Below are 18,238 nucleotides of genomic sequence, written 5' to 3'. Positions count from 1 at the left end.
CGTCAGTCAGCGGGGTGATTCCACGGCGAGCCCGCCAGGGTCGACGGCGGCGGGAGACGCGACTCAGGGAGGGGCGGAACGGCTTTGAGCACCGGATTGCGGTCCAGCAGCGCTCCTGGGGTGCGCCCGTGGCCCCAGCCGACCATCTCGCGATAGCCGCCGAAAAGGCCGTTGCGGAGCACGGCATCCACGTCGGCGTGCGGACTGTCCGCACCGACGGGCGCCGACACCGGGGAGACGTACAGTGCATCGACCGGGCAGTAGGCCTCACACATGAAGCAGGTCTGGCAGTCGGACTGTCGGGCGATCACCGGGACGCCGTCCTCGCCGCGTTCGAACACGTCGGTGGGGCATACCTTCACGCACACATCGCAGGCGACGCAGGCGGCGGTGTGGACGATCTCGATCATGCCACCGCCTCCGCTGAGATCAACTGCGGGGCAACGGGATCGGCATCGTTCCACACCGTGTCGAGCCCGCCGGTCAGGATCCGGTGGTTCAACCGGTGATCGGTGTGCGGTCGATCCTCGCGCCGGTGCAGCCCCCGGGTCTCCTCGCGCGCCAGTGAGGCGGCGGTGATCCACCGCGCCGCGGCGACCATGGCGACCGCCTGGCGGGGTTTGTACGACTCCCGAGCCGGTACCGGCGCCAGCCCGTCGGCGATGTCCCGCCACACCTGCTCGAGGACCGCGGCGGATTCGGTCAGGCGCTCATGGGATTTGAGGTGGCTGCGCATCGGCGGCAGGACGTGCTGCTGCGCGGCCCGCACCACCTCGTCGACGGTCGGTGCGTGCCGCGGGCCAGGTCGCAGACCCACCCGGTCGGCCTTGACGGCATCACCCGCGGTGCGGCGACGGCTGAACTCGGCGGCGCCGCGTCCCGCGAAGGTTCCCGACGCGATCGCCCACGATCCGTTGTGGCTGCCGCCACCGCTGATCGAACCGGTGACGAGCTCCCGGGTGGCCGCGTCTCCCGCGGCGAACAGACCGGGAACCGTGGTCGCACAGTCGGGCCCGGTCAACCGCAGGCCGCCGGTGCCGCGCACGGACCCCTCGTAGACCATGCGGACCGGGTAGGCGGTGACGAACGGATCGATCCCGGCCTTGTCGAGGGGCAGGAAGTAGTTCGGCTGGGCGTCGCGCATGGTCTGGCGGATGTGCACGGGTGCGCGGTCCAGCCGGGCGAACACCCGCTGCCCGTGCGCGAGAGCCCACTGCGCGTCCTTGCGACCGCCCAGCCCACGTTCGGTGGGGAAGGGCCTGCCGTGCTCGTCGTAGAAGCTGGCCCACTGCAGCATGCGGCCCTTGGTGTGGGTGCCCCACTCCGGCGCCAGCGCGTAGGCGGTGCAGAACTCCATCCCCGACAGCGCGGCACCCACCTCGGCGGCCATCAGCAGCCCGTCGCCGGTGTCGACGTTCGTGCCGAAGGTCCCGGACAGGAACGCGGTGCCGCCGGTGGCCACCACCACGGCGCCGGCCGAGATCCGCCACGAACGGCCACCGTTCTGGCGGGCGATGCCGTTGGCCCCGTTGACGATTCCGTCGGCATCGGTGGTGAGTGCGGTGGCCGGGTGGTGGTCGAGGATGTGGACGCCGCTGCGGTGGGCCTTGCGGCGCATCCGGCGCATGTACTCCGGACCCTGCAGGCTGCTGCGCAGCTGGCGGCCGTCGTCTCCCACCGGGAACGGATAGCCCCATCGGGCGAGCTGTTCGATCCGCTCCCACGATGCCGACAGCACCCGGTGCATCCAGTCGGCGTCGGTGAGCCCACCGGCGGCGGCCTCGCGTTCCCGCACGGACTCTTCCCGTCGCGGTCCGGGCGGGATCAGCCACAGATTGTTGCCGCCTGCGGCGGTGGCACCGCTGGTGCCGCAGTAGCCCTTGTCCACCAGGGGGACTCGGCGTCCCGCCTCGGCAGCGGCGATGGCCGCCCAGGTGGCCGCCGGGCCGCCGCCGATCACCAGGACGTCGGTGTGGTGGACGTCGGGGTCACCGGCCGCGGTCATGCCCGACCTCCTCGCGAACCCCGAGCTCGGCCAGCAGAACCCGGCGTAGGTCGTCGAAGCCCTCGTCGCCGCGACTGCGGGGGAACGGAAGGTCGACGCGACGGTCCAGCGACACCCGCCCGTCGGAGAGCACCACGACCCGGTCGGCCAACAGGATCGCCTCGTCGACATCGTGCGTGACATGCAGTACCGCCATGTGCCGACGCGCCCACAGATCGTGCAGCAGCCGGTACATCTTGAGCCGGGTCAGGGCGTCGAGCGCGCCGAACGGTTCGTCGAGCAGCAGCAGGTCGGGTTCGCGCACCAGCGCCCTGGCCAGCGAGACACGCTGGGCCTCACCACCGGACAGCGACAGCGGCCACGCGTCGGCTTTGTCGGCCAGGCCCACCTCATCGAGCGCGGCCCGTCCGCGGGCGGTCCGGCTCGGCGCGTCGGGGCCGGCGTCGGCGAGTGCGAAGGTGACGTTGGCCAACGCGCGACGCCAGGGCAGCAGCCGTGGATTCTGGAACACCACTGCGCGCGAGCGTGGCACCACCACCGAACCGTCGGCCTGGTGGTCGAGGCCGGCGAGGATCCGCAGCAGCGTGCTCTTGCCCGAGCCGGACCGTCCCAGCATCGCGACGAATTCGCCGTCGGCGATGTCGAGGTCGAGGGCGTCGAGCACCTGCTGTGCGCCGAACGCGCGCCGCAGGCCGCGGACGGTGACCACCGCAGCGCTCATGCCGTGCCTTCGAATCCGGTGAAGCCGTTGCGCCACGACAGCAGCAGCCGCTCCAGGAGCCGCACCAGCGAGTAGGACGCCAGACCGGCCACCGCGTAGATCACGATGACCAACAGGGAGACGTCGAACTGCAGGTTCGTCTGCGCGCGCGACATCAGGAAGCCGATGCCCTCGGTGGTGTTGATCATCTCGGCGAAGATGAGGCTCAGCCAGGCGCTGGACAGCCCGAGGCGCAGGCCGACAAGGAAGTTCGGCATCGCACCGGGCAGGATCACCTGGGTGATCAGGGTGATGCGACGGGCCTCGAGGGTCTGCGCCATCTCCACCAGCTGCTGGTCCACCCCGCGGATGCCGGAGTAGGTGTTGATGTAGATGGCGATCGCGACGCCGAGGGTGATGAGCACGATCTTCGGACCCTCACCGATACCCATCCAGATGATCAACAGCGGGGTGAGCGCGAAGTTCGGCACCGCCTTGAGGATCTGCATCGTCCAGTCGAGCAGGTCTTCACCGGTGCGGGTCAAGCCGGCCAGAACCGCGAGCAGCACACCGAAGACGATGCCGAGCACGGTTCCGGTGAGCACCCGCGTCGCCGATGTCCCGACGTGAAGCGCCAGCTGGCCGTCGGTCAGCAGCTGCCACGCGGTGGTGGCCACGTGCCCTGGAGGCGGGAAGAGGTCGGGGTTGAGCAGTCCGGTGGCTGAGCCGATGGTCCATGCCGCCAGGATCAGCACCGGACTCATCGTCCGACGGACGGTGCGCGGGATCCGGGCCCAGACGCCGCGGCGGCGACGGTGCCCGGCGACGACGTCGATCAGTCGCGGTGTGGCGGCGTCCGCGCGTACCGCTTCGACGACGGCGGTCATGACTGGGCCCCGGCCCATTCGCGTACCGAGTACTGGTTCTCCAGGGAGCCGTCGGCGTTGAGGAAGTCGTAGGCCGCCTCGAGCTGATCCACCCCCTGTGCGGGGAACGGTTCGGTGTTGAACTCGTCGGGCCGTGTCGACTCCTTGACGAATTCGACGTCGGTCCCGTCGGTCTGCGCGACCCAGGTGGCGTACTCGTCGAAGTTCTTCTGGATGTCGCTGTTGACCGCGGTGACGGCCTGACGCCAGGCGTCGGCGAACTCGGGATGTTCGCCCGTGAACGTGGTCAGCGCGATGTTGGTGCCGGTGCTGCCCAGTCCGTGCCGGGACAGGCTGTCGATGATCGGGAAACCCTTGTGCTGCAGTTCGATCGCGCTGGCGCCGGTCACGACGGTGGCGTCGATCTGCCCCGAGCTCAGACCGGCGATCGATTCGGGTGTCGGTACATCGCGGACCTGGATCTTGCCGGTGAGCCCGGCCGCGTCGATCAGCTGTTTGGCCGCGCGGTCCCGGATGGTGCCCTGCGGTGCGGTGACGGTCTTGCCCACCAACCCCTGGATGTCGGTCGGTCCACCCTTGGCGCCCACGAGCCAGGCGTCGCTGCTGATCGAATCAAGCGCCAGTAGAACGACTTTCGGGTCGCGGCTGCGGGCCCGCAGGGCTGGGTTGTCGCCGATGGCGGCGACGTCGATCGCACCGGCGAACAACGCCGAGGCGACGTCGCTGCCGGACTGGAAGAACGAGTACTCGATGTTGTCGACGCCGGCGTCTTTGAGTTGCTCGGCGAGGATGCCCTGCTTGTCACCCCATCCGAGCGACCCGGCGGGCGTGCCGGTCGGCGATGTCGCGCCGATGCGCAGGGTGTAGCCGCCCGAGTTGTCGTCGGTGCTGCTGCAGGCGACGGCCGAGGCGAGGACGGCAAGGGTCAGGGCGGTACGCGCGAGGTGGCGAAGCATGGATGGGCCTCCGAGAGGGTGCACGTGGGAACACGATCGAACCCCAGTAGATGTCGAAGGCCCCTGCGGCGGCGACGGTTCGGATCAGTCTGACGGGAAGGCGTCGTGGCACCCGCCGGAATTAAAGTCAGCCCACGCATAACGATTGGCGAGTCCGGCGGCCGCGGGCACAGTGTCGGTCATGACCACGACCGCCGAACGTGCCGCCGAAACGACCTCCAGCCTCACGCCGAGCCGGATCTCTCGCCTCGAGGTGCCCGAGGTCGATGAGCTGCAGAACCCCGCGGTGAAGGGATTCTTCACCCGCCAGCAGCGCGAGGAAGGCCTGACCTCCAACTGGTTCCGTGCGCTGTCGCTCAACGAGGACGACCTCGGCCGGCTCAACGGTTATCTGCTGCCACTGCTGGGCACCGATGGACGCGGCGGGCTCACGGCCCGTGAACGCGAGGTGATCGCCACCGTGGTGTCGGGTGAGAACCGTTGCGCCTATTGCCATACCAATCACGCGAACAAGCTCGGTAAGGTCGCGGGGGACTGGTCGTTCGGTCAGCGGGTCGCCATCGACCATCACCAGGTGGCCGAACTGACCGACCGGGAGCGTGCGCTGGCCGACCTGGCGATCGCGGTGAACAACAACCCGCAGTCACTGCGCGACGAGGACTTCGACCGGCTACGGCGGTTGGGGCTCGACGACCATCTGATCCTCGAGGGTATCTCGATTGCCGCGTTCATCGGCGCGACGAACCGGATCGGGGTGGCGTTGTCGGTGCCGCCGAATCCGGAGTACACCGGCGTGCCGCAGCACTGATGGATCAGGGGCCGCCGGGGTCTCCGACGATGACTCCGGCGGCTTCTTCGATGGGTTTGATCACCGAGGTGAAGTCCGAATCCGGACCGGTCGCGTCGATAGTCGCCTCCCAGACTAGAGCGACGGCCTGTGCAATGTCGAGTGAAAGACCCAGTTCGGCAACCTGTTCCAGACAGAGCCGGACGTCCTTGACCATCAAGCCGGTGGCGAAGCCGAAGTCGAAGGTGCGGGGAAGGACGGCGCGGGGGGGACGGGTTCATCCGTCAGTTCGTCGCGGTGCCGCTCGGTTCGGGCGCCACGGTCGAAGGGCAGGTCACTGGGGAAGAGACCCATGGCGGGGTGCAGCTCCGGGCCGTCGGTCTGACCTCGTAGGCGCTTGCAGAGTGGCGCGTCGCACGGGCCGTGGGGCCGCTGTGTTGCTCGGACGGCGGCCCGCTGGCCGCGCCATCGGCGAGTATGGGGTTGGGCGCCGGCGGGCGGATGCGGCAGGCGGTGTATGCCGACGACCGCGCGCTGGTTGATTACGACGAGAGCGATGCACGACGGGTGTTCGTGCACCTGTGTTCGGCCGCGCAGTGGACTGCCATCACCGGTGAGGTCGCGCCGCCGACGCCCGTGGACCGCGACGCTTACGTGAACGCCGGACTACCGTGGTTCGACTACTACGACGCCGACGCGCGGGATCTCGCGCCGTCGACAATCCTGTCCCGTGTCGAGACCGTCGGTAAAATGATTGGCGCTGAGGAGGTTCCGTTCGTACCCGTCGATCCCAAGACGGTGATCGAACTGGGTGGGCACCATCCGAAGGTGGTTCCCGACGGCACGTGGTAGTCGGGCACCTCGACACGGTGCGCACAGTGCGCCATCCTGGAGTAGGTGCCGCGACCGCGACCGGGTGACGACACCACCGGGGAGTGGACATGATCGAGTGCCGTAAGTGCGCGGCAGGACTGTGCAGCCACGGGCCGCAGTGTTCGATGATGATCCGCTGGTACGACGACGCGTGGGACGGCACGTTCTGGCGACGCTGTGAGTGCACCGCCTCCGTCGACGCGCCGGGGTATCCCGTGACGGTGCGCCGCCGACCGACATGACCGTGCCCCGCGCCGAGAAGCCCGGCGTCACACGTTGACGGTGAAACCAAGATCGACATCACACGCGGCCTGTCCGCCACGGATGCCCAGTTCGCCAACGCACTCTCACGCAAAGACGATGGTCACGTGGTCGGAGGGGATGCCCAGACGGATCAGCGCGTTCACGATCTCCCGATAGAGATTTCGCTTCGCCTGCACGGAACGGCCGGCGAAGCAGTCGATCGCCACGCAATGATCGCGACCTCCTCGGCGGCGCTGTACTGACACCGAACTTCGATCTGCGGTGCCGGCCGAGACGATCCGCGGATCGTCGATGACATCTTCCTGCCACGGCGACCTCGTCTTGAAAAGCACATTTCAGCCTCACAAACGCGAGCGTTAGGGTGTCCCGCATGACGGAACAGCTCGACGCCACCCATCCGGACCTCGTCACCGTCGAGGTGCCGACGCACTGGTACAACCTGGCGGCCGAGCTGGGCGAGCCGATCCCGCCGCATCTGCATCCCGGCACCAAAGAACCGGTCAGCCCGGACGACCTCGCGCCGCTGTTCGCCAGCGGGTTGATCGCCCAGGAGGCATCCACCGAGACCTACATCGAGATCCCGCAGGCGGTGCGGGAGATCTACACGATGTGGCGGCCGTCTCCGCTGATCCGCGCACGGCGCTTCGAGAAGGCCCTGAACACCGGCGCCCACATCTACGTCAAGTACGAAGGTGTCAGCCCGGTCGGCAGCCACAAGACCAACTCCGCGGTGGCGCAGGCGTACTACAACTCCATCGACGGCGTGCGGAAGCTGACCACCGAGACCGGCGCCGGCCAGTGGGGTAGCGCGCTGTCGTTCGCCGGGGTGCAGTTCGGCTTGGAGATCGAGGTGTGGCAGGTCCGTGCCTCGTATGAGTCCAAGCCGTATCGGGGGCATCTGATGCGGACCTACGGCGGCACGGTGCACTCGAGCCCGTCGACGCTCACCGAGGCGGGCCGCGCCATCCTGGCCAAGGATCCGCACACCACCGGCAGCCTCGGCATGGCTGTCAGCGAGGCGGTCGAGGTTGCCGCGGCCGACCCGGAGGCCCGCTATGCGCTGGGCAGCGTGCTCAACCATGTGGTCCTGCATCAGACCGTCATCGGCCAGGAGGCCGTCGCGCAGCTGGCGTTGGTGGAGCCGAACGGCGCCGACGTCGTATTCGGTTGCGCCGGAGGCGGTTCGAACCTCGCCGGGCTGTCGTTCCCGTTCCTGCGGGAGAAGGTCCACGGCCGGTCGAACCCGCGGATCGTGGCCGCAGAGCCAAGTGCATGCCCGTCGATCACCGAGGGTGAGTACCGCTACGACCATGGCGACGTGGCCGGGCTGACCCCGCTGCTCAAGATGCACACGCTGGGAATGGATTTCGTGCCCGACCCGATCCACGCCGGCGGACTGCGCTACCACGGGATGGCACCGGCGCTGAGCCACACCGTGGAGCTGGGTCTGGTCGAGGGCGTGGCGATCTCGCAGCGCGACGCGTTCGCTGCCGGGGTGCAGTTCGCGCGAACGCAGGGCATCGTGCCGGCTCCGGAGTCGACGCATGCCATCGCGGCCGCAGCTGCACATGTCGCCGATGATCCGCGCGAGCAGGTCGTGGTGATCGGACTGTCCGGGCATGGTCAGCTGGATCTGCCGGCCTACGCGGAGTACCTCGACGGCAAGCTCTGAGCAGGCGGTTTGTGGTCGCGGCTATCCTCGACACCAGGCGTTTCTTGAGGAGGTGAGCCCTTTGTTCCGTCTGTGGTCGCGCGACCAGTCGATCGAGACGACCCTCAAGCAGATCGAACACGGGGTACTCGACGACGTCTATCTGCCGCTGTGGGTACGTCGCGTGGCGTGGGTGGCGACCATCGTGCTGCTCATGACCGGGATCACCGCATGGGTGGTAGGCGTGGGCTTACCGCTGGCCGCATCCGCATTGGGTGCCGGCGCCGCGATCTGTTCGATCATGTCGCTGCGGCGTCGCCGGTTCCGGTGGTGCGTCGCGGCGGCCTATCTGTCCGGGGTGTCGACGGTCGCCGGGGTCGGCGCATTCTGGTGGTCACGTACCAGCTCGGCGGGTCCGGTCCTGGCGACCTCGACCGCTGTGGCCACGGTGGCCGCGGCGACGCTCACGGCGGTGTGGGTGTCGGTGACGATCACCCCGGTGACGGATTCGCACCCGGACATGCGGCAGCCCTCGAAGCGCAAGTGGGGCGTCCGCGAGAGCGGCGCCACCATCACCTGGCCGCCGCCGTGCGCGGGGCCGCACCATCCCAATCCCAAGTAGCTCGAACCGTCAGAGTCTCCCTCTCGACGATGGCGATTCATGTCCGTTCTCATTGAATCTGGGGCACATTTACTAGTCTGACCTGCATTGCCCCAGATTGGATGAGAATTTCGATCGCGACGTTTCTCATTGAATCTGGGGCAACCCTGCTTCCGCGCCCGGCTGCGAGCGCAGCAGGGTAGCCGGAATGGTCTCCTGTCGATTCCGTTGGCTCGGGTACGTCTTCGGTATAACTACTGTGATCGTGTCTCTCGTGACACACGATCATGATTCTGTGGTGCGCTCGCTCGTGTTGGTAGTTCGGGTGCCGGCTGCGGCCTTTGAGCACCTTGGCCACCGCCCGTTTTAGATTGTCATAGCGGATACGGGCCGGGACATCACCAAAGTGGTTGAACGCCAACACATGCCGATGCAGGAGCGCCTCCTGGCCCTGAGTGGTGAAGTTGCTCCGAGCTAGAGGGCGAACGCTCCGCCTTTGATGAGGATGAGGGCCCCGATTGTGATCAGTGCAACGGGCAGAACGATGTGGCCCCAGCGTGAGAGTGCTTTGGCGATGATCGGGTGGGAGGCGAAATATCGGCCGGCCGCGCACCAGATGGCCACACCGATGAGGAACACGATGATGTAAACACCGATGGTGGCGATCGTTGAGACGGCGAAGATCGGAACGTACACGCCGATGTTGTCGCCGCCGTTGGCGAAGGTGATGACTGCGACCTGCCAGGTGCCAGGCGTCAACAGTGTTGCGGGATCATCGGTCGGCGCCGGTTGGGTGCGGCGATCCCGCCAGGCCAGCCATGCCGCCCGCAGCCCCAACACGATGGGCAGCAGCCCGAAGTACGGCAGTGCGGCTGGAGGAAGCAGCGTGGCACCCAGGAGTGCGCCGCCGACCGAAACTGCCAAGATGGCGGTGAAGCCGAGGTACTGACCGGCGGTCACTCGGATGGCTGCGCCACGATGACCGGGCGCCTGGCCGAACATCACCGCGAGGACCACGATGTCGTCGATATTGGTGATGGCGAAGGTGGCGATCGCCTGAACGAGTGTGGCTGGGCTCAGCACGGCCAATGCGACCAGCTTCGAGTGAAATCCCACCGCATCGGGTGAGCCTACTGCTCAGCAGGCCCCGCGCTCCCGCGCACCAACGACCTCCAGTGGGGCGGAAATTCATGACGACTGCCGGGGTCAACGGACTTGACGAAATACATGCCTCCGGTGCCACGGAGGTGGCTCCTAGAGGTATCGACATACGTCATCGGCGCTGCATGATTCCGGGTCGACGCTTTCGGCGCCCTGCCGCAGCCGGGCGATGGTCTCGCGCAGTGCCACCAGTGCGCTGATCTGCTCGTCGAGGTCGGTCAGTCGGATGTCGAGCAGGTCGCGCACGTGCGTGCACGGCGCGTGGCCGCTGTCACGGATGTCGAGGATCTGCCGAATCTGGGCGAGGCTGAACCCGGCGGCCTGTCCCCGTCGGATGAAGCCGACCCGGGCGATCGTGTCGGCGGCATAGTCGCGATACCCCGCCGGGGAACGTTCGGCGGGCGGGAGCAGGCCTTCGTCTTCGTAGTAGCGCAGCGTCGCGGTGGTGGCCCCGGTCGCCTCGGCGAGCTTCCCGATTCTCACGATGTCTCCTCAGAACACTTGACCTTCAAGCCTACTTGAAGGTCAGGATGGGTGCATGAGTCAGGGATTGGACCTCGCGGTCATCGGTTCCGGCGGCGCGGCGATGGCCGCGGCGATCCGCGCTACCGCGCTCGGTAAGTCCGTCGTCATGATCGAGCGCGGCATCTTCGGTGGCACGTGTGTCAACACCGGCTGCGTGCCGTCAAAGGCCCTGATCGCAGCGGCCGAGGCCCGGCATACCGCAGCCGACACTGCCCGGTTCCCGGGGATCGCCACCACGGCCGGCCCGGTGGACATGGCGGCCCTGATCGCCGGCACGCACGATCTGGTGGAGTCGCTGCGCTCAGAGAAGTACCTCAACGTGGCCGAATCGTATGGCTGGCAGCGCATTCAGGGCCAAGCGCGGTTCGCCGGAACCCCGGACGCGCCCGTCATCGAGGTCGGCGATGCCACCATCGAGGCCGAGCACTACCTGATCGCCACCGGCGCGAACCCAGTCATCCCGCCCGCATTCGAGGGCGTCGCCTACCTGACCTCGACCACCGCGATGGAAGTCACCGAGGTCCCGGAGTCGCTGCTGGTGATCGGCGGCGGCTACGTCGCGTTGGAGCAGGCGCAACTGTTCGCCCGGCTCGGGTCAACGGTGACGGTGCTGGTCCGCTCCACGCTGGCATCGAAGGAAGAGCCGGAAGTCGGCATGGCGCTGCTGGAGGTGTTCGCCGACGACGGCATCCGGGTGGTGCGCCGCGCCACGGTGAGCGAGGTCGAGCAGGCCGACGATCAGGTCACGGTCACCGCGACCATCACCGGCGGAACGCAGCAGTTCCGTGCCGCGAAAGTCCTCGTCGCCACCGGCCGCCGTCCGAACACCGACGGCCTGAATCTCGAAGCGGTGCAGGTCAAAACCGGCGAGAACAACGAGGTCGTGGTGAGCGACGGGCTGCAGTCGTCGAACCCACGGATCTGGGCGGCCGGCGACGTGACCGGGCACCGCGAGTTCGTCTACGTCGCCGCCCATCACGGCGCGATGGTCGCCGACAACATCTTCACCGACGCCGGCCGCAGGGTCGACTACCGCCATCTGCCCCGCGTGACGTTCACCAGCCCCGCGGTCGGTGCGGCCGGGACGACCGAGGCCGAGCTCCTCGCCGCCGGGACACGGTGCGACTGCCGGGTGCTGCCGCTAAAACATGTGCCGCGTGCGGTGGTCAACCGAGACACCCGCGGTTTCATCAAACTCGTCGCCGACGCCGGCACCGGCCGCATCCACGGCATCACCGCCGTCGCCAAGGATGCTGGCGAGATCGCCGCCGCCGCGGTCTACATCCTCGACGCCGCGATGACCGTCGACCAGGTCGCCGGGTCCTGGGCCCCGTATCTGACCATGGCCGAAGGCATCAAAATCGCCGCCCAGTCCTTCAGCGCCGATATGTCCCGACTGTCCTGCTGCGCATCCTGACGCATGGCTCACTCGAAAGGTTCCTGATGCCCAATTTCCTTGACCGCCTGACCATTCCGGAAGAGTCCGGGCTCGACCCGACGATGCTGGTGCCGTTGCTGCGGCTGCTCGCCGCCGGCGAGCCGGTCACCGTGGAGGCGCTCGCCGCGGCCGTCGGCCTCCCGGTTGACGAGGTGACCCGGCGTCTGGCCGCGGTACCCGACACCGAATACGACGAGCAGGGCCGCATCGTCGGCCAGGGCCTGACCCTGCGCCCGACCCGCCACCGATTCACCGTGGCCGGCCAAGAGCTCTACACCTGGTGCGCCCTGGACACCCTCATCTTTCCCACCATCCTGGACCGGCCCGCCAGCATCGAATCCGAATCACCCGTCAGCGGGCACCCGATCAGGGTCTCGGTCGGCGAAAACGGTGTCACCAGCGTGCAGCCCGAGACCGCGGTGGTCTCGCTGGTCAACCCCGACGACCTCACCTCGATCCGGTCCTCATTCTGCAACCAGGTGCACTACTTCACCTGCGCGCAGGACGCCGCGCCGTGGCTCGCCGAGCACCCCGAAGGTCAGATCGTCAGCGTCGCTGAGGCCCACCAACTCGGCGCAGCCCTGACCACACAAATCCTTACCCAGCTCCATACCCCGCCAACTGCCCACCCCGGCTGCTGCAGCTGACCAGCCGCACCCAACCTGATGAGGAGAAATCAATGAATCAACGTCCACGAAGAAATCCCGTGCTGCTGGGTGCGGCAGCGGTGCTGGTGACGGCCCTGTGTTGCGCCGCGCCAGTCCTGATCGCCGGCGGCGCGCTCGCCGCCGTGTGTGGACTGCTCGAGAATCCATGGGTCATCGGGGCAGCCGTCGCGCTGCTGCTGGCGGCTGTGGTCGCCTTCGCCCGCCGCGGTCAACGCGGCGATCACTGCTGTCCCGCCGACAGCCATTCACCCGCGACGCACACGCTCGACGACCTGACGAAAGGAAGCATCGACAATGTCTGAAACGCGTTCGTTTACACCCCACAGGTGGGCGGGCGTTACGGCTGTGATGCTGGCAGCGGGCGCGCTGACCGCGTGCGGCCAATCGGCCACAACCAGCAATCCGACCTCACCGCCACACGCCAACGCCACAACCCAGGCGACGGCGGCGACACTGACCACGGTGGACGGCAAAACCGTCGAACTGCCCGCTGCCGCCCCGACCGCGATCCTGTTCTTCTCCTACGGGTGCGGCGAATGCGTCGGCGGCGGTAAATCCCTGGCCGCTGCTCGGGCGGCCGTGGAGGAAGCCGGAGGCAGCGCCAAGTTCCTAGCCGTCGACATCGTCCCCACCGAGAAACCCGCCGATGTTCGCCACTTCCTGGACCAGATCGGCGGCACCAGCCTGCCCGCGGTCGTCGATACTAACGGGGCCCTGACCAGCCGCTACCAGGTGACCGCGCCGACCACCGCCCTCGTCATCGACCCGTCCGGGCAGATCAGCTACCGCGGCCACGCCCCGTCCCAGGATCAGATCCTGGCCGCCCTCGGCAGCAGCGCCGCACGGTGAACCTGCTCGCGCTCGCGTTTACCGCTGGCATGCTCGCCCCGGTCAACCCCTGCGGGTTCGCGCTGCTACCGGCGTGGATCACCGGCACCATCGCCACCGGCGGCACCGATGCGGTGCTCGTGCGGCTGGCCCGGGCACTGCGCACCGGGGCCGTCCTGACCATCGGGTTCACCGGCACCCTCACCCTCGCCGGTATCGCGATCAGTGCCGGTGCCCGGACCCTGGTGACGGCTGCTCCCTGGCTCGGGATCACGATCGGGCTCACCCTGGCCATCTTGGGCGGCTTCATGCTCACCGGCCGCACCATCGGTCTGCGTATGCCTGCCCGGACGCGTCATCGGCCGGACTCCCCAACAGCCGGTGGTGTGCTCGCGGCCGGAATCGGCTACGCCCTGGCGTCACTGTCCTGCACCTTCGGGGTACTGCTCGCGGTGATCGCCCAGGCCCAGGCCACCAGCGGATGGGGCGGTCTGCTGGCAGTGTTCACCGCATACACAGCCGGTGCCGCCACCATCTTGATGCTGGTCAGCGTCGGCACCGCCATCGCCGGCACGGCCCTGACCCGGCATCTGGGTATCCTCGCCCGCCACGGGACCCGCGTCACCGCCGTTGTCCTCATCGCCACCGGCGCCTACCTCGCGTGGTACTGGCTGCCCGCGGCCACCGGGCACACCGCCAGCGGCGGCAACCTGCTCACCGGCTGGTCGGCCACCGCGACCGGATGGCTGCAGGACCACGCCCTCCCGGCCAGCGTCATTGCCGCCTTCGCTGTGGTGGTCAGCGCGGTGGCCGCGTACTGGACCACCCACCGCCGGCCAATCACCGGCAAGCAGCGCCGCCGGTGATGATTCACCGGCCGATACACCCAGCCAGATACCACTGTCCCTAACGATTAGAAAGCCGATAGATACAACCGTCGGACACAGTCAGATGCACACCACAAGTGCCTTACTGATAAGGCACATTCAAGACTGCCGACCCCTAAGCGCGACACGCCAGTTCTGCGCCGTCTGAGCGTGTCGTCAATACGGCAGTGGCGAATAGGCGTCGGTACTGCGCCCATTGCTCGACGGGGGTGGCGTCGGCATGGTGGGCGCCGGTGCGTTCGTTGATGCGGTCGAGCAGTAGCGTCGGCCAGGCGGGTTCCGTTGGCGTCCTGGGCTGTTCAACCCGAGGGCGAGCTGTGAGCAATGTTGCGGCTACGGCGATCACATCGGGGTAGGCCACCACGTGCGCTTCTAGGCCATTCTGCAGAATCCCCGCCGCCACGTGACGCTCTGCGTGAGCCCAGAAGACCAGGATGTGGCGGGCGTCGCCCAAGGCGTCATGAAGGTCGACCTCTGAATACTGACGGGCCAAGCGCCGATGCGTGCGCCCGGCACTGAGCACCGTGGGCCGGTCACGAAGATCCACCTGGTCGTCAAGAACGCGCGTTGGTGAACCGATCCAGCGTCGGTGACGGTGGCATACGGAGACATGTGCAGGCAGGTAGCAGTAGACGGGTTCGTGTATTCCCTTGCGTGCCATACATCTTTGACACAAAGGGCGGCGGAGATATTGCTTGAGCGCGGTGGGGTCGCCAGCAAGCCCGCAGAGACGGGACCGGATTACCTGCTCAGGTTGGCCGCTGACGACGGCCAACCAGTCCGGTCGCGGCCGGGCTGCGCATGATTCGGCGACATGGCCGCGCAGTGTGGAGACGCCGATATGGTTGGCGCGGGCCAGCCTGTCGATGTAGGACGATACGGCTTCCCAACGGAACGGTGCGATCGTTCGCGGGAGCCGCTGGCGTGGTCCGCGCGGCCACGGCCTGACAGTTGCCACGTCAGCTGGCCGTGCGGGCCGCGGCCGTGTGGGCGGCGTAGTCGATCAAAATATCGTCCATGGCCTCGCGGGTGATGTGCTCGGTGCCGTCGAGCATCGCTTGGATTGCTGAAGCCCGGATCAAGTGGGCCAGGCTGCCGATCATCCCGCCGGTGCGGCGGTGCAGGTAACGGGCCTGGGCGACAAGGCTTCCCGGTTCGTGTCGATGCAGACGCAAGGTACCTTCCATGGCGGCGACGAGTTGTCGCCACTCCTTGGCGTCGGGGAATGCGCTGGTGTGGATCACCCCGCAACGGCCGGCCAACTGCCGTCCCCGCGTGCCGGTGAACAGCCCCGAGCGTTCCACTTCGATCCCGGCGTAAACGAATGTCGCAGGCAGATGCTCGGTGAAGTATTTGAGGTGGTCGGACAGTTCTTCGCCGGCGCGGGTGTCGAGGTTGAGGTTGTGGATTTCATCGACCACCACGATGTCGGTACGGGCATCGATGAGCACCTGGCACACGGCATCGGAAATATCGGTCACGTTCATCCGCTGATTGAGCGTGGGAAGCCCCAGAAACCGTGCGAACTCCATCGCCAACTTGCGGGGCGACCCTTTCGGCGGGGCCGTCACATACACCACCGGAATCCGGCTCTCATCGCCGGGAAACCGTGCACGGGTGCGCAATTCGTGAAACCGACCCAGTTGCTTGATCGCCGTAGTTTTCCCCGTCGCTGCCCCGCCGGAGATGATCAGCCCGCGCCGGGCCCCGATCTCGCGCTGGTTGAGCAATGTCAACAGCCGGCCCTGATGGGTGATCGCTTCGATCGCCGACGTGGTGACCACCACCAGCTCCGAATGATGCGCAACCCGGGCCTCGTTGTAGGCCGTCCGCTCGTCCTCACCGAGGCTGGCCCACTCGTCGTCGGCGAGCAACGTGAACTCCGGCGGATCGGCATCAACAAAACGCCGCCAGCCCTCCAGCGTCGTGGTCGGCTGGCGGCGATCCTCTAACTGACCCACCGCCGCAATCTCGGTCACAGTCGCCACGTTTGGGCCTCCTTGCGTGCATCAAACACCGGCAGGGGTATGACCTCCGCCATCTCGCCGTCATCGTCGAAAGTCTCGTTGTCGGCGGCCCGTTCCGACGGTGACGGGCCATGATGTTCGGATGATTCCGTCGGGTCCGGCCAGTCCCGGCCGGCGCTCGCGGCGCTGGTCCGTCCAGTCACTCGGCGCTCGGCTTTCGTCTGCTGCTGCGGCCCAGCGGCGGCGCGGTCCAGCAAGTCCTCCGCGATGGCCGCAATCTCCGCTTCCTGGGTCTTCTGGGCCCCTCTGCGGTCGGCTACGGAGCGGGCGTGGCGCCACAGTGTCTCGCCGAACGGCACCGGCGAGGACCGAAGGTGCGTCCACGTCGCGGCCAGCCATCCGTCTTCGTGGTGATTGCGCACCCAAATCCTCGACACGTCATACGGGTCGTAGTGCACTTCCCACTGTCCGTTACGGGCATCGACCCCGGAATGCTGGCGCCGGTATGGGTTGAGCGCCTTGGCGTCATAGGTGCGATGGTTGATCCGGACCCCGTAACTGTTGATTGTGCGCCACTGCACGGGAAGCAATTCGATATAGTCGTCGGCGTCCAGTGGGACCGGTACATAGCCAGCCACCTCAACGAGGGCAGTGTATTTCTCGTTGGGAGACAACGCTTTCCCCGGCGTCACCGGATCCCGCAGGCCATCGTGGGGGCGGTTCTGCCACACCGCGATGATCCACTCGTCCAGCAGCGCCTGCAGCTCAATCATCGACCACACCGCGTCGTCCTCGGCGTTTTTCCCACGCCGCTCCACCGATGAACCGACGTAACCGGCCACGTACTGTGCGAACAGGGTGCCCACCGACTGCAATGTCCGCTCGATCTTCGGCTTATCGGTCGGGCAGTCGGGATGAGCCGGCTGCAGATTGATCCCCAATGTGCAGCACGCTTGCCGAAATGTTTGGGACAGATACGCTTTCCCGTGATCGCAGACGATCGTCTCGGGAGCGATCACCGGCCTGGCCGCAGCATCGGCCAGGCGCTGATCGACACTGGTCAGGCTGTGGTGCGGAAGTACCGACCGGGACATCCGCAGCGCATCGGCCCATCCCGGGCGCATCGGTTCGGGCGTCAATGCCCGCGCCAAGAGCAGTGACGCGTCCACTGCTTTGGTCGTCGGTCGCAGCACCGCGGCCGGGATGGACCGCGTAGCGTTGTCGACCATCGCAGTCAGCTCGACTCGGTCTACCATGCCGTCATCGAGCACTACCCGTACATCCAGAAGGGTTGAATCGATTTCCACCATCTCGCCGGGGCGCACCACGGTGATCGACCCGAATGGGCCATCGGGCTGCTTGGACAGCGATCGCCGCGTCCGTGCTGACCCGAACGTGTGCCGTCCTTCCGCGAGGCGCTTGACCAGCCGGTAGAAGGTGGGCTGCGACGGCATCGCGGGCGCGTCGTCGGCACCATAGGTGGCCACCAGCGTCTTGGCGACCCGCCGTTGCAGACGCTGCACCGTTCCCGTTGACAGGTCGGTCTCGCCCTCGATCGCATCCCGCACCGCGGCGACGACACGGTCGTCCACACGGCCGAATACCGCGCGCCGCCGATTATGGCGCCCGTCAACCACTCCCAGGAGCCCGTCCCGTTCGTAGGCAAATCGGCGACGCTGCAACGCATTCCGACTCACGTCGTGGCCGGCGGCACGCAGCTCGTCCAACTTGGCCAGCTCACGCTGCCGCAGAGATCGTTTCGCCGTGTCGAACTCTGGGCGGGGACGAATGCCCGCGGCCGTCCCAGGCGGGCGGCCGCTGAGGATCTCCACGATGTGGCGCTCCCACCACCGTGCTTGCTCGACGGCTGCCTCGGGAATGCCAGCCAGCATTTCCTCAGAACACAGTGGCGGTCGCGACCCCGACACCAATTCCAATGCCGGATCAACCATCAGCTGCGAGAGCGGCACCACAATCTGCTCGCCGACAGCGTCAACCAGTCGAGCTGATCCGCCCGACAGGGTTACGACGGTGAAAACA

General features: G+C 67.3%; 20 protein-coding genes and 1 pseudogene. 10 read left to right on the top strand and 11 right to left on the bottom strand.

What is annotated here, in order from left to right:
• Window positions 1-2 precede the first annotated feature (2 nt).
• The 5 genes from G6N49_RS10415 to G6N49_RS10395 are packed head-to-tail and all read right to left on the bottom strand — an operon-like array spanning window position 3 to window position 4,548.
• Window positions 3-410, bottom strand: coding sequence for a 4Fe-4S dicluster domain-containing protein (locus G6N49_RS10415; RefSeq protein WP_011855674.1), 408 nt, complete (start codon window positions 408-410; stop codon window positions 3-5).
• A complete protein-coding gene (locus G6N49_RS10410; RefSeq protein ID WP_083045428.1) occupies window positions 407-2,005 on the bottom strand; it encodes an FAD-dependent oxidoreductase in 1,599 nt (532 codons plus the stop codon). Before G6N49_RS10410 ends, G6N49_RS10415 begins: the two co-directional genes overlap by 4 nt.
• On the bottom strand, window positions 1,989-2,726 hold the full coding sequence (locus tag G6N49_RS10405) for an ABC transporter ATP-binding protein (RefSeq protein ID WP_011855676.1): 738 nt from the start codon (window positions 2,724-2,726) through the stop codon (window positions 1,989-1,991). The genes G6N49_RS10410 and G6N49_RS10405 overlap by 17 nt, the downstream gene beginning before the upstream one ends.
• Window positions 2,723-3,592, bottom strand: a complete 870-nt coding sequence (locus G6N49_RS10400; RefSeq protein ID WP_011559979.1) for an ABC transporter permease — start codon at window positions 3,590-3,592, stop codon at window positions 2,723-2,725. The genes G6N49_RS10405 and G6N49_RS10400 overlap by 4 nt, the downstream gene beginning before the upstream one ends.
• Entirely contained in the window at window positions 3,589-4,548 is a 960-nt protein-coding gene (locus G6N49_RS10395; RefSeq protein WP_011855677.1) for an ABC transporter substrate-binding protein, read from the bottom strand. Before G6N49_RS10395 ends, G6N49_RS10400 begins: the two co-directional genes overlap by 4 nt.
• Window positions 4,549-4,729: 181 nt before the next feature.
• Here G6N49_RS10395 and G6N49_RS10390 point away from each other — a divergent pair, with 181 nt between their 5' ends.
• Window positions 4,730-5,356 carry a peroxidase-related enzyme gene (locus G6N49_RS10390; protein WP_011559981.1) on the top strand — a complete coding sequence of 209 codons (627 nt, stop codon included), beginning with the start codon at window positions 4,730-4,732 and terminating at the stop codon, window positions 5,354-5,356.
• Between the two features lie 4 nt (window positions 5,357-5,360).
• On the opposite strand, the pseudogene G6N49_RS10385 reads toward G6N49_RS10390, so the two are convergent.
• Window positions 5,361-5,603: pseudogene (locus G6N49_RS10385) on the bottom strand (NAD-binding protein); the annotation flags it as partial.
• Window positions 5,604-5,836: 233 nt separating this feature from the next.
• Here G6N49_RS10385 and G6N49_RS29480 point away from each other — a divergent pair.
• Together G6N49_RS29480 and G6N49_RS10375 are read left to right on the top strand one after the other, a co-directional pair.
• The gene (locus G6N49_RS29480) at window positions 5,837-6,187 is read left to right on the top strand and encodes a hypothetical protein (RefSeq protein WP_234789221.1); all 351 of its coding nucleotides are present in this window, start codon (window positions 5,837-5,839) and stop codon (window positions 6,185-6,187) included.
• Window positions 6,188-6,276: 89 nt separating this feature from the next.
• Complete coding sequence (locus tag G6N49_RS10375; RefSeq protein WP_163647410.1) at window positions 6,277-6,450, top strand: hypothetical protein; 174 nt, start codon at window positions 6,277-6,279, stop codon at window positions 6,448-6,450.
• Between the two features lie 105 nt (window positions 6,451-6,555).
• Here G6N49_RS10375 and G6N49_RS29475 read toward each other — a convergent pair whose 3' ends face one another.
• A complete protein-coding gene (locus G6N49_RS29475) occupies window positions 6,556-6,804 on the bottom strand; it encodes a tautomerase family protein (protein ID WP_011855679.1) in 249 nt (82 codons plus the stop codon).
• A 38-nt stretch (window positions 6,805-6,842) separates the two neighbouring features.
• Here G6N49_RS29475 and G6N49_RS10365 point away from each other — a divergent pair, with 38 nt between their 5' ends.
• Complete coding sequence (locus tag G6N49_RS10365) at window positions 6,843-8,144, top strand: TrpB-like pyridoxal phosphate-dependent enzyme (RefSeq protein ID WP_011855680.1); 1,302 nt, start codon at window positions 6,843-6,845, stop codon at window positions 8,142-8,144.
• A gap of 61 nt (window positions 8,145-8,205) precedes the next feature.
• Window positions 8,206-8,745 (top strand): hypothetical protein, encoded by a 540-nt coding sequence (locus tag G6N49_RS10360; protein WP_011855681.1) that lies wholly within the window; start codon window positions 8,206-8,208, stop codon window positions 8,743-8,745.
• A gap of 453 nt (window positions 8,746-9,198) precedes the next feature.
• On the opposite strand, the gene G6N49_RS10355 is transcribed toward G6N49_RS10360, so the two are convergent.
• Both G6N49_RS10355 and G6N49_RS10350 read right to left on the bottom strand, forming a co-directional pair.
• Complete coding sequence (locus G6N49_RS10355; protein WP_013471561.1) at window positions 9,199-9,807, bottom strand: cadmium resistance transporter; 609 nt, start codon at window positions 9,805-9,807, stop codon at window positions 9,199-9,201.
• Window positions 9,808-9,978: 171 nt separating this feature from the next.
• Entirely contained in the window at window positions 9,979-10,368 is a 390-nt protein-coding gene (locus G6N49_RS10350; RefSeq protein ID WP_005148625.1) for a heavy metal-responsive transcriptional regulator, read from the bottom strand.
• 55 nt (window positions 10,369-10,423) lie between these two features.
• Here G6N49_RS10350 and merA point away from each other — a divergent pair, with 55 nt between their 5' ends.
• The 5 genes from merA to G6N49_RS10325 are packed head-to-tail and all read left to right on the top strand — an operon-like array spanning window position 10,424 to window position 14,210.
• Window positions 10,424-11,827 carry a mercury(II) reductase gene (gene merA, locus G6N49_RS10345; protein WP_005148655.1) on the top strand — a complete coding sequence of 468 codons (1,404 nt, stop codon included), beginning with the start codon at window positions 10,424-10,426 and terminating at the stop codon, window positions 11,825-11,827.
• Between the two features lie 26 nt (window positions 11,828-11,853).
• Window positions 11,854-12,495 carry an organomercurial lyase MerB gene (merB, locus tag G6N49_RS10340; RefSeq protein WP_005148656.1) on the top strand — a complete coding sequence of 214 codons (642 nt, stop codon included), beginning with the start codon at window positions 11,854-11,856 and terminating at the stop codon, window positions 12,493-12,495.
• A gap of 32 nt (window positions 12,496-12,527) precedes the next feature.
• Window positions 12,528-12,818: a mercuric ion transporter MerT gene (locus tag G6N49_RS10335; protein ID WP_005148657.1), complete on the top strand. Its 291-nt coding sequence runs from the start codon at window positions 12,528-12,530 to the stop codon at window positions 12,816-12,818.
• Window positions 12,811-13,365, top strand: coding sequence for a TlpA family protein disulfide reductase (locus tag G6N49_RS10330; protein WP_083045648.1), 555 nt, complete (start codon window positions 12,811-12,813; stop codon window positions 13,363-13,365). Before G6N49_RS10335 ends, G6N49_RS10330 begins: the two co-directional genes overlap by 8 nt.
• A complete protein-coding gene (locus tag G6N49_RS10325) occupies window positions 13,362-14,210 on the top strand; it encodes a cytochrome c biogenesis CcdA family protein (RefSeq protein ID WP_005148659.1) in 849 nt (282 codons plus the stop codon). Before G6N49_RS10330 ends, G6N49_RS10325 begins: the two co-directional genes overlap by 4 nt.
• Before the next feature lie 980 nt (window positions 14,211-15,190).
• On the opposite strand, the gene G6N49_RS10315 is transcribed toward G6N49_RS10325, so the two are convergent.
• A complete protein-coding gene (locus G6N49_RS10315) occupies window positions 15,191-16,219 on the bottom strand; it encodes a TniB family NTP-binding protein (protein WP_005148661.1) in 1,029 nt (342 codons plus the stop codon).
• Window positions 16,207-18,171, bottom strand: coding sequence for a TnsB C-terminal domain-containing protein (locus G6N49_RS10310; RefSeq protein WP_005148662.1), 1,965 nt, complete (start codon window positions 18,169-18,171; stop codon window positions 16,207-16,209). The genes G6N49_RS10315 and G6N49_RS10310 overlap by 13 nt, the downstream gene beginning before the upstream one ends.
• Window positions 18,172-18,238 lie beyond the last annotated feature (67 nt).

It is taken from the genome of Mycolicibacterium monacense (assembly GCF_010731575.1).
GTDB classification, from domain to species: Bacteria; Actinomycetota; Actinomycetes; order Mycobacteriales; family Mycobacteriaceae; genus Mycobacterium; species Mycobacterium monacense.
This window is presented reverse-complemented; position numbering and strand designations above follow the sequence as displayed.

What these genes read in the sequence shown, in the direction of transcription:
- G6N49_RS10415 (WP_011855674.1), bottom strand. Translation starts at nt 410, where the DNA reads ATGATCGAGATCGTCCACACCGCCGCCTGCGTCGCCTGCGATGTGTGC.
- G6N49_RS10410 (WP_083045428.1), bottom strand. Translation starts at nt 2,005, where the DNA reads ATGACCGCGGCCGGTGACCCCGACGTCCACCACACCGACGTCCTGGTG.
- G6N49_RS10405 (WP_011855676.1), bottom strand. Translation starts at nt 2,726, where the DNA reads ATGAGCGCTGCGGTGGTCACCGTCCGCGGCCTGCGGCGCGCGTTCGGC.
- G6N49_RS10400 (WP_011559979.1), bottom strand. Translation starts at nt 3,592, where the DNA reads ATGACCGCCGTCGTCGAAGCGGTACGCGCGGACGCCGCCACACCGCGA.
- G6N49_RS10395 (WP_011855677.1), bottom strand. Translation starts at nt 4,548, where the DNA reads ATGCTTCGCCACCTCGCGCGTACCGCCCTGACCCTTGCCGTCCTCGCC.
- G6N49_RS10390 (WP_011559981.1), top strand. Translation starts at nt 4,730, where the DNA reads ATGACCACGACCGCCGAACGTGCCGCCGAAACGACCTCCAGCCTCACG.
- G6N49_RS29480 (WP_234789221.1), top strand. Translation starts at nt 5,837, where the DNA reads ATGCGGCAGGCGGTGTATGCCGACGACCGCGCGCTGGTTGATTACGAC.
- G6N49_RS10375 (WP_163647410.1), top strand. Translation starts at nt 6,277, where the DNA reads ATGATCGAGTGCCGTAAGTGCGCGGCAGGACTGTGCAGCCACGGGCCG.
- G6N49_RS10365 (WP_011855680.1), top strand. Translation starts at nt 6,843, where the DNA reads ATGACGGAACAGCTCGACGCCACCCATCCGGACCTCGTCACCGTCGAG.
- merA (WP_005148655.1), top strand. Translation starts at nt 10,424, where the DNA reads ATGAGTCAGGGATTGGACCTCGCGGTCATCGGTTCCGGCGGCGCGGCG.
- merB (WP_005148656.1), top strand. Translation starts at nt 11,854, where the DNA reads ATGCCCAATTTCCTTGACCGCCTGACCATTCCGGAAGAGTCCGGGCTC.
- G6N49_RS10335 (WP_005148657.1), top strand. Translation starts at nt 12,528, where the DNA reads ATGAATCAACGTCCACGAAGAAATCCCGTGCTGCTGGGTGCGGCAGCG.
- G6N49_RS10330 (WP_083045648.1), top strand. Translation starts at nt 12,811, where the DNA reads ATGTCTGAAACGCGTTCGTTTACACCCCACAGGTGGGCGGGCGTTACG.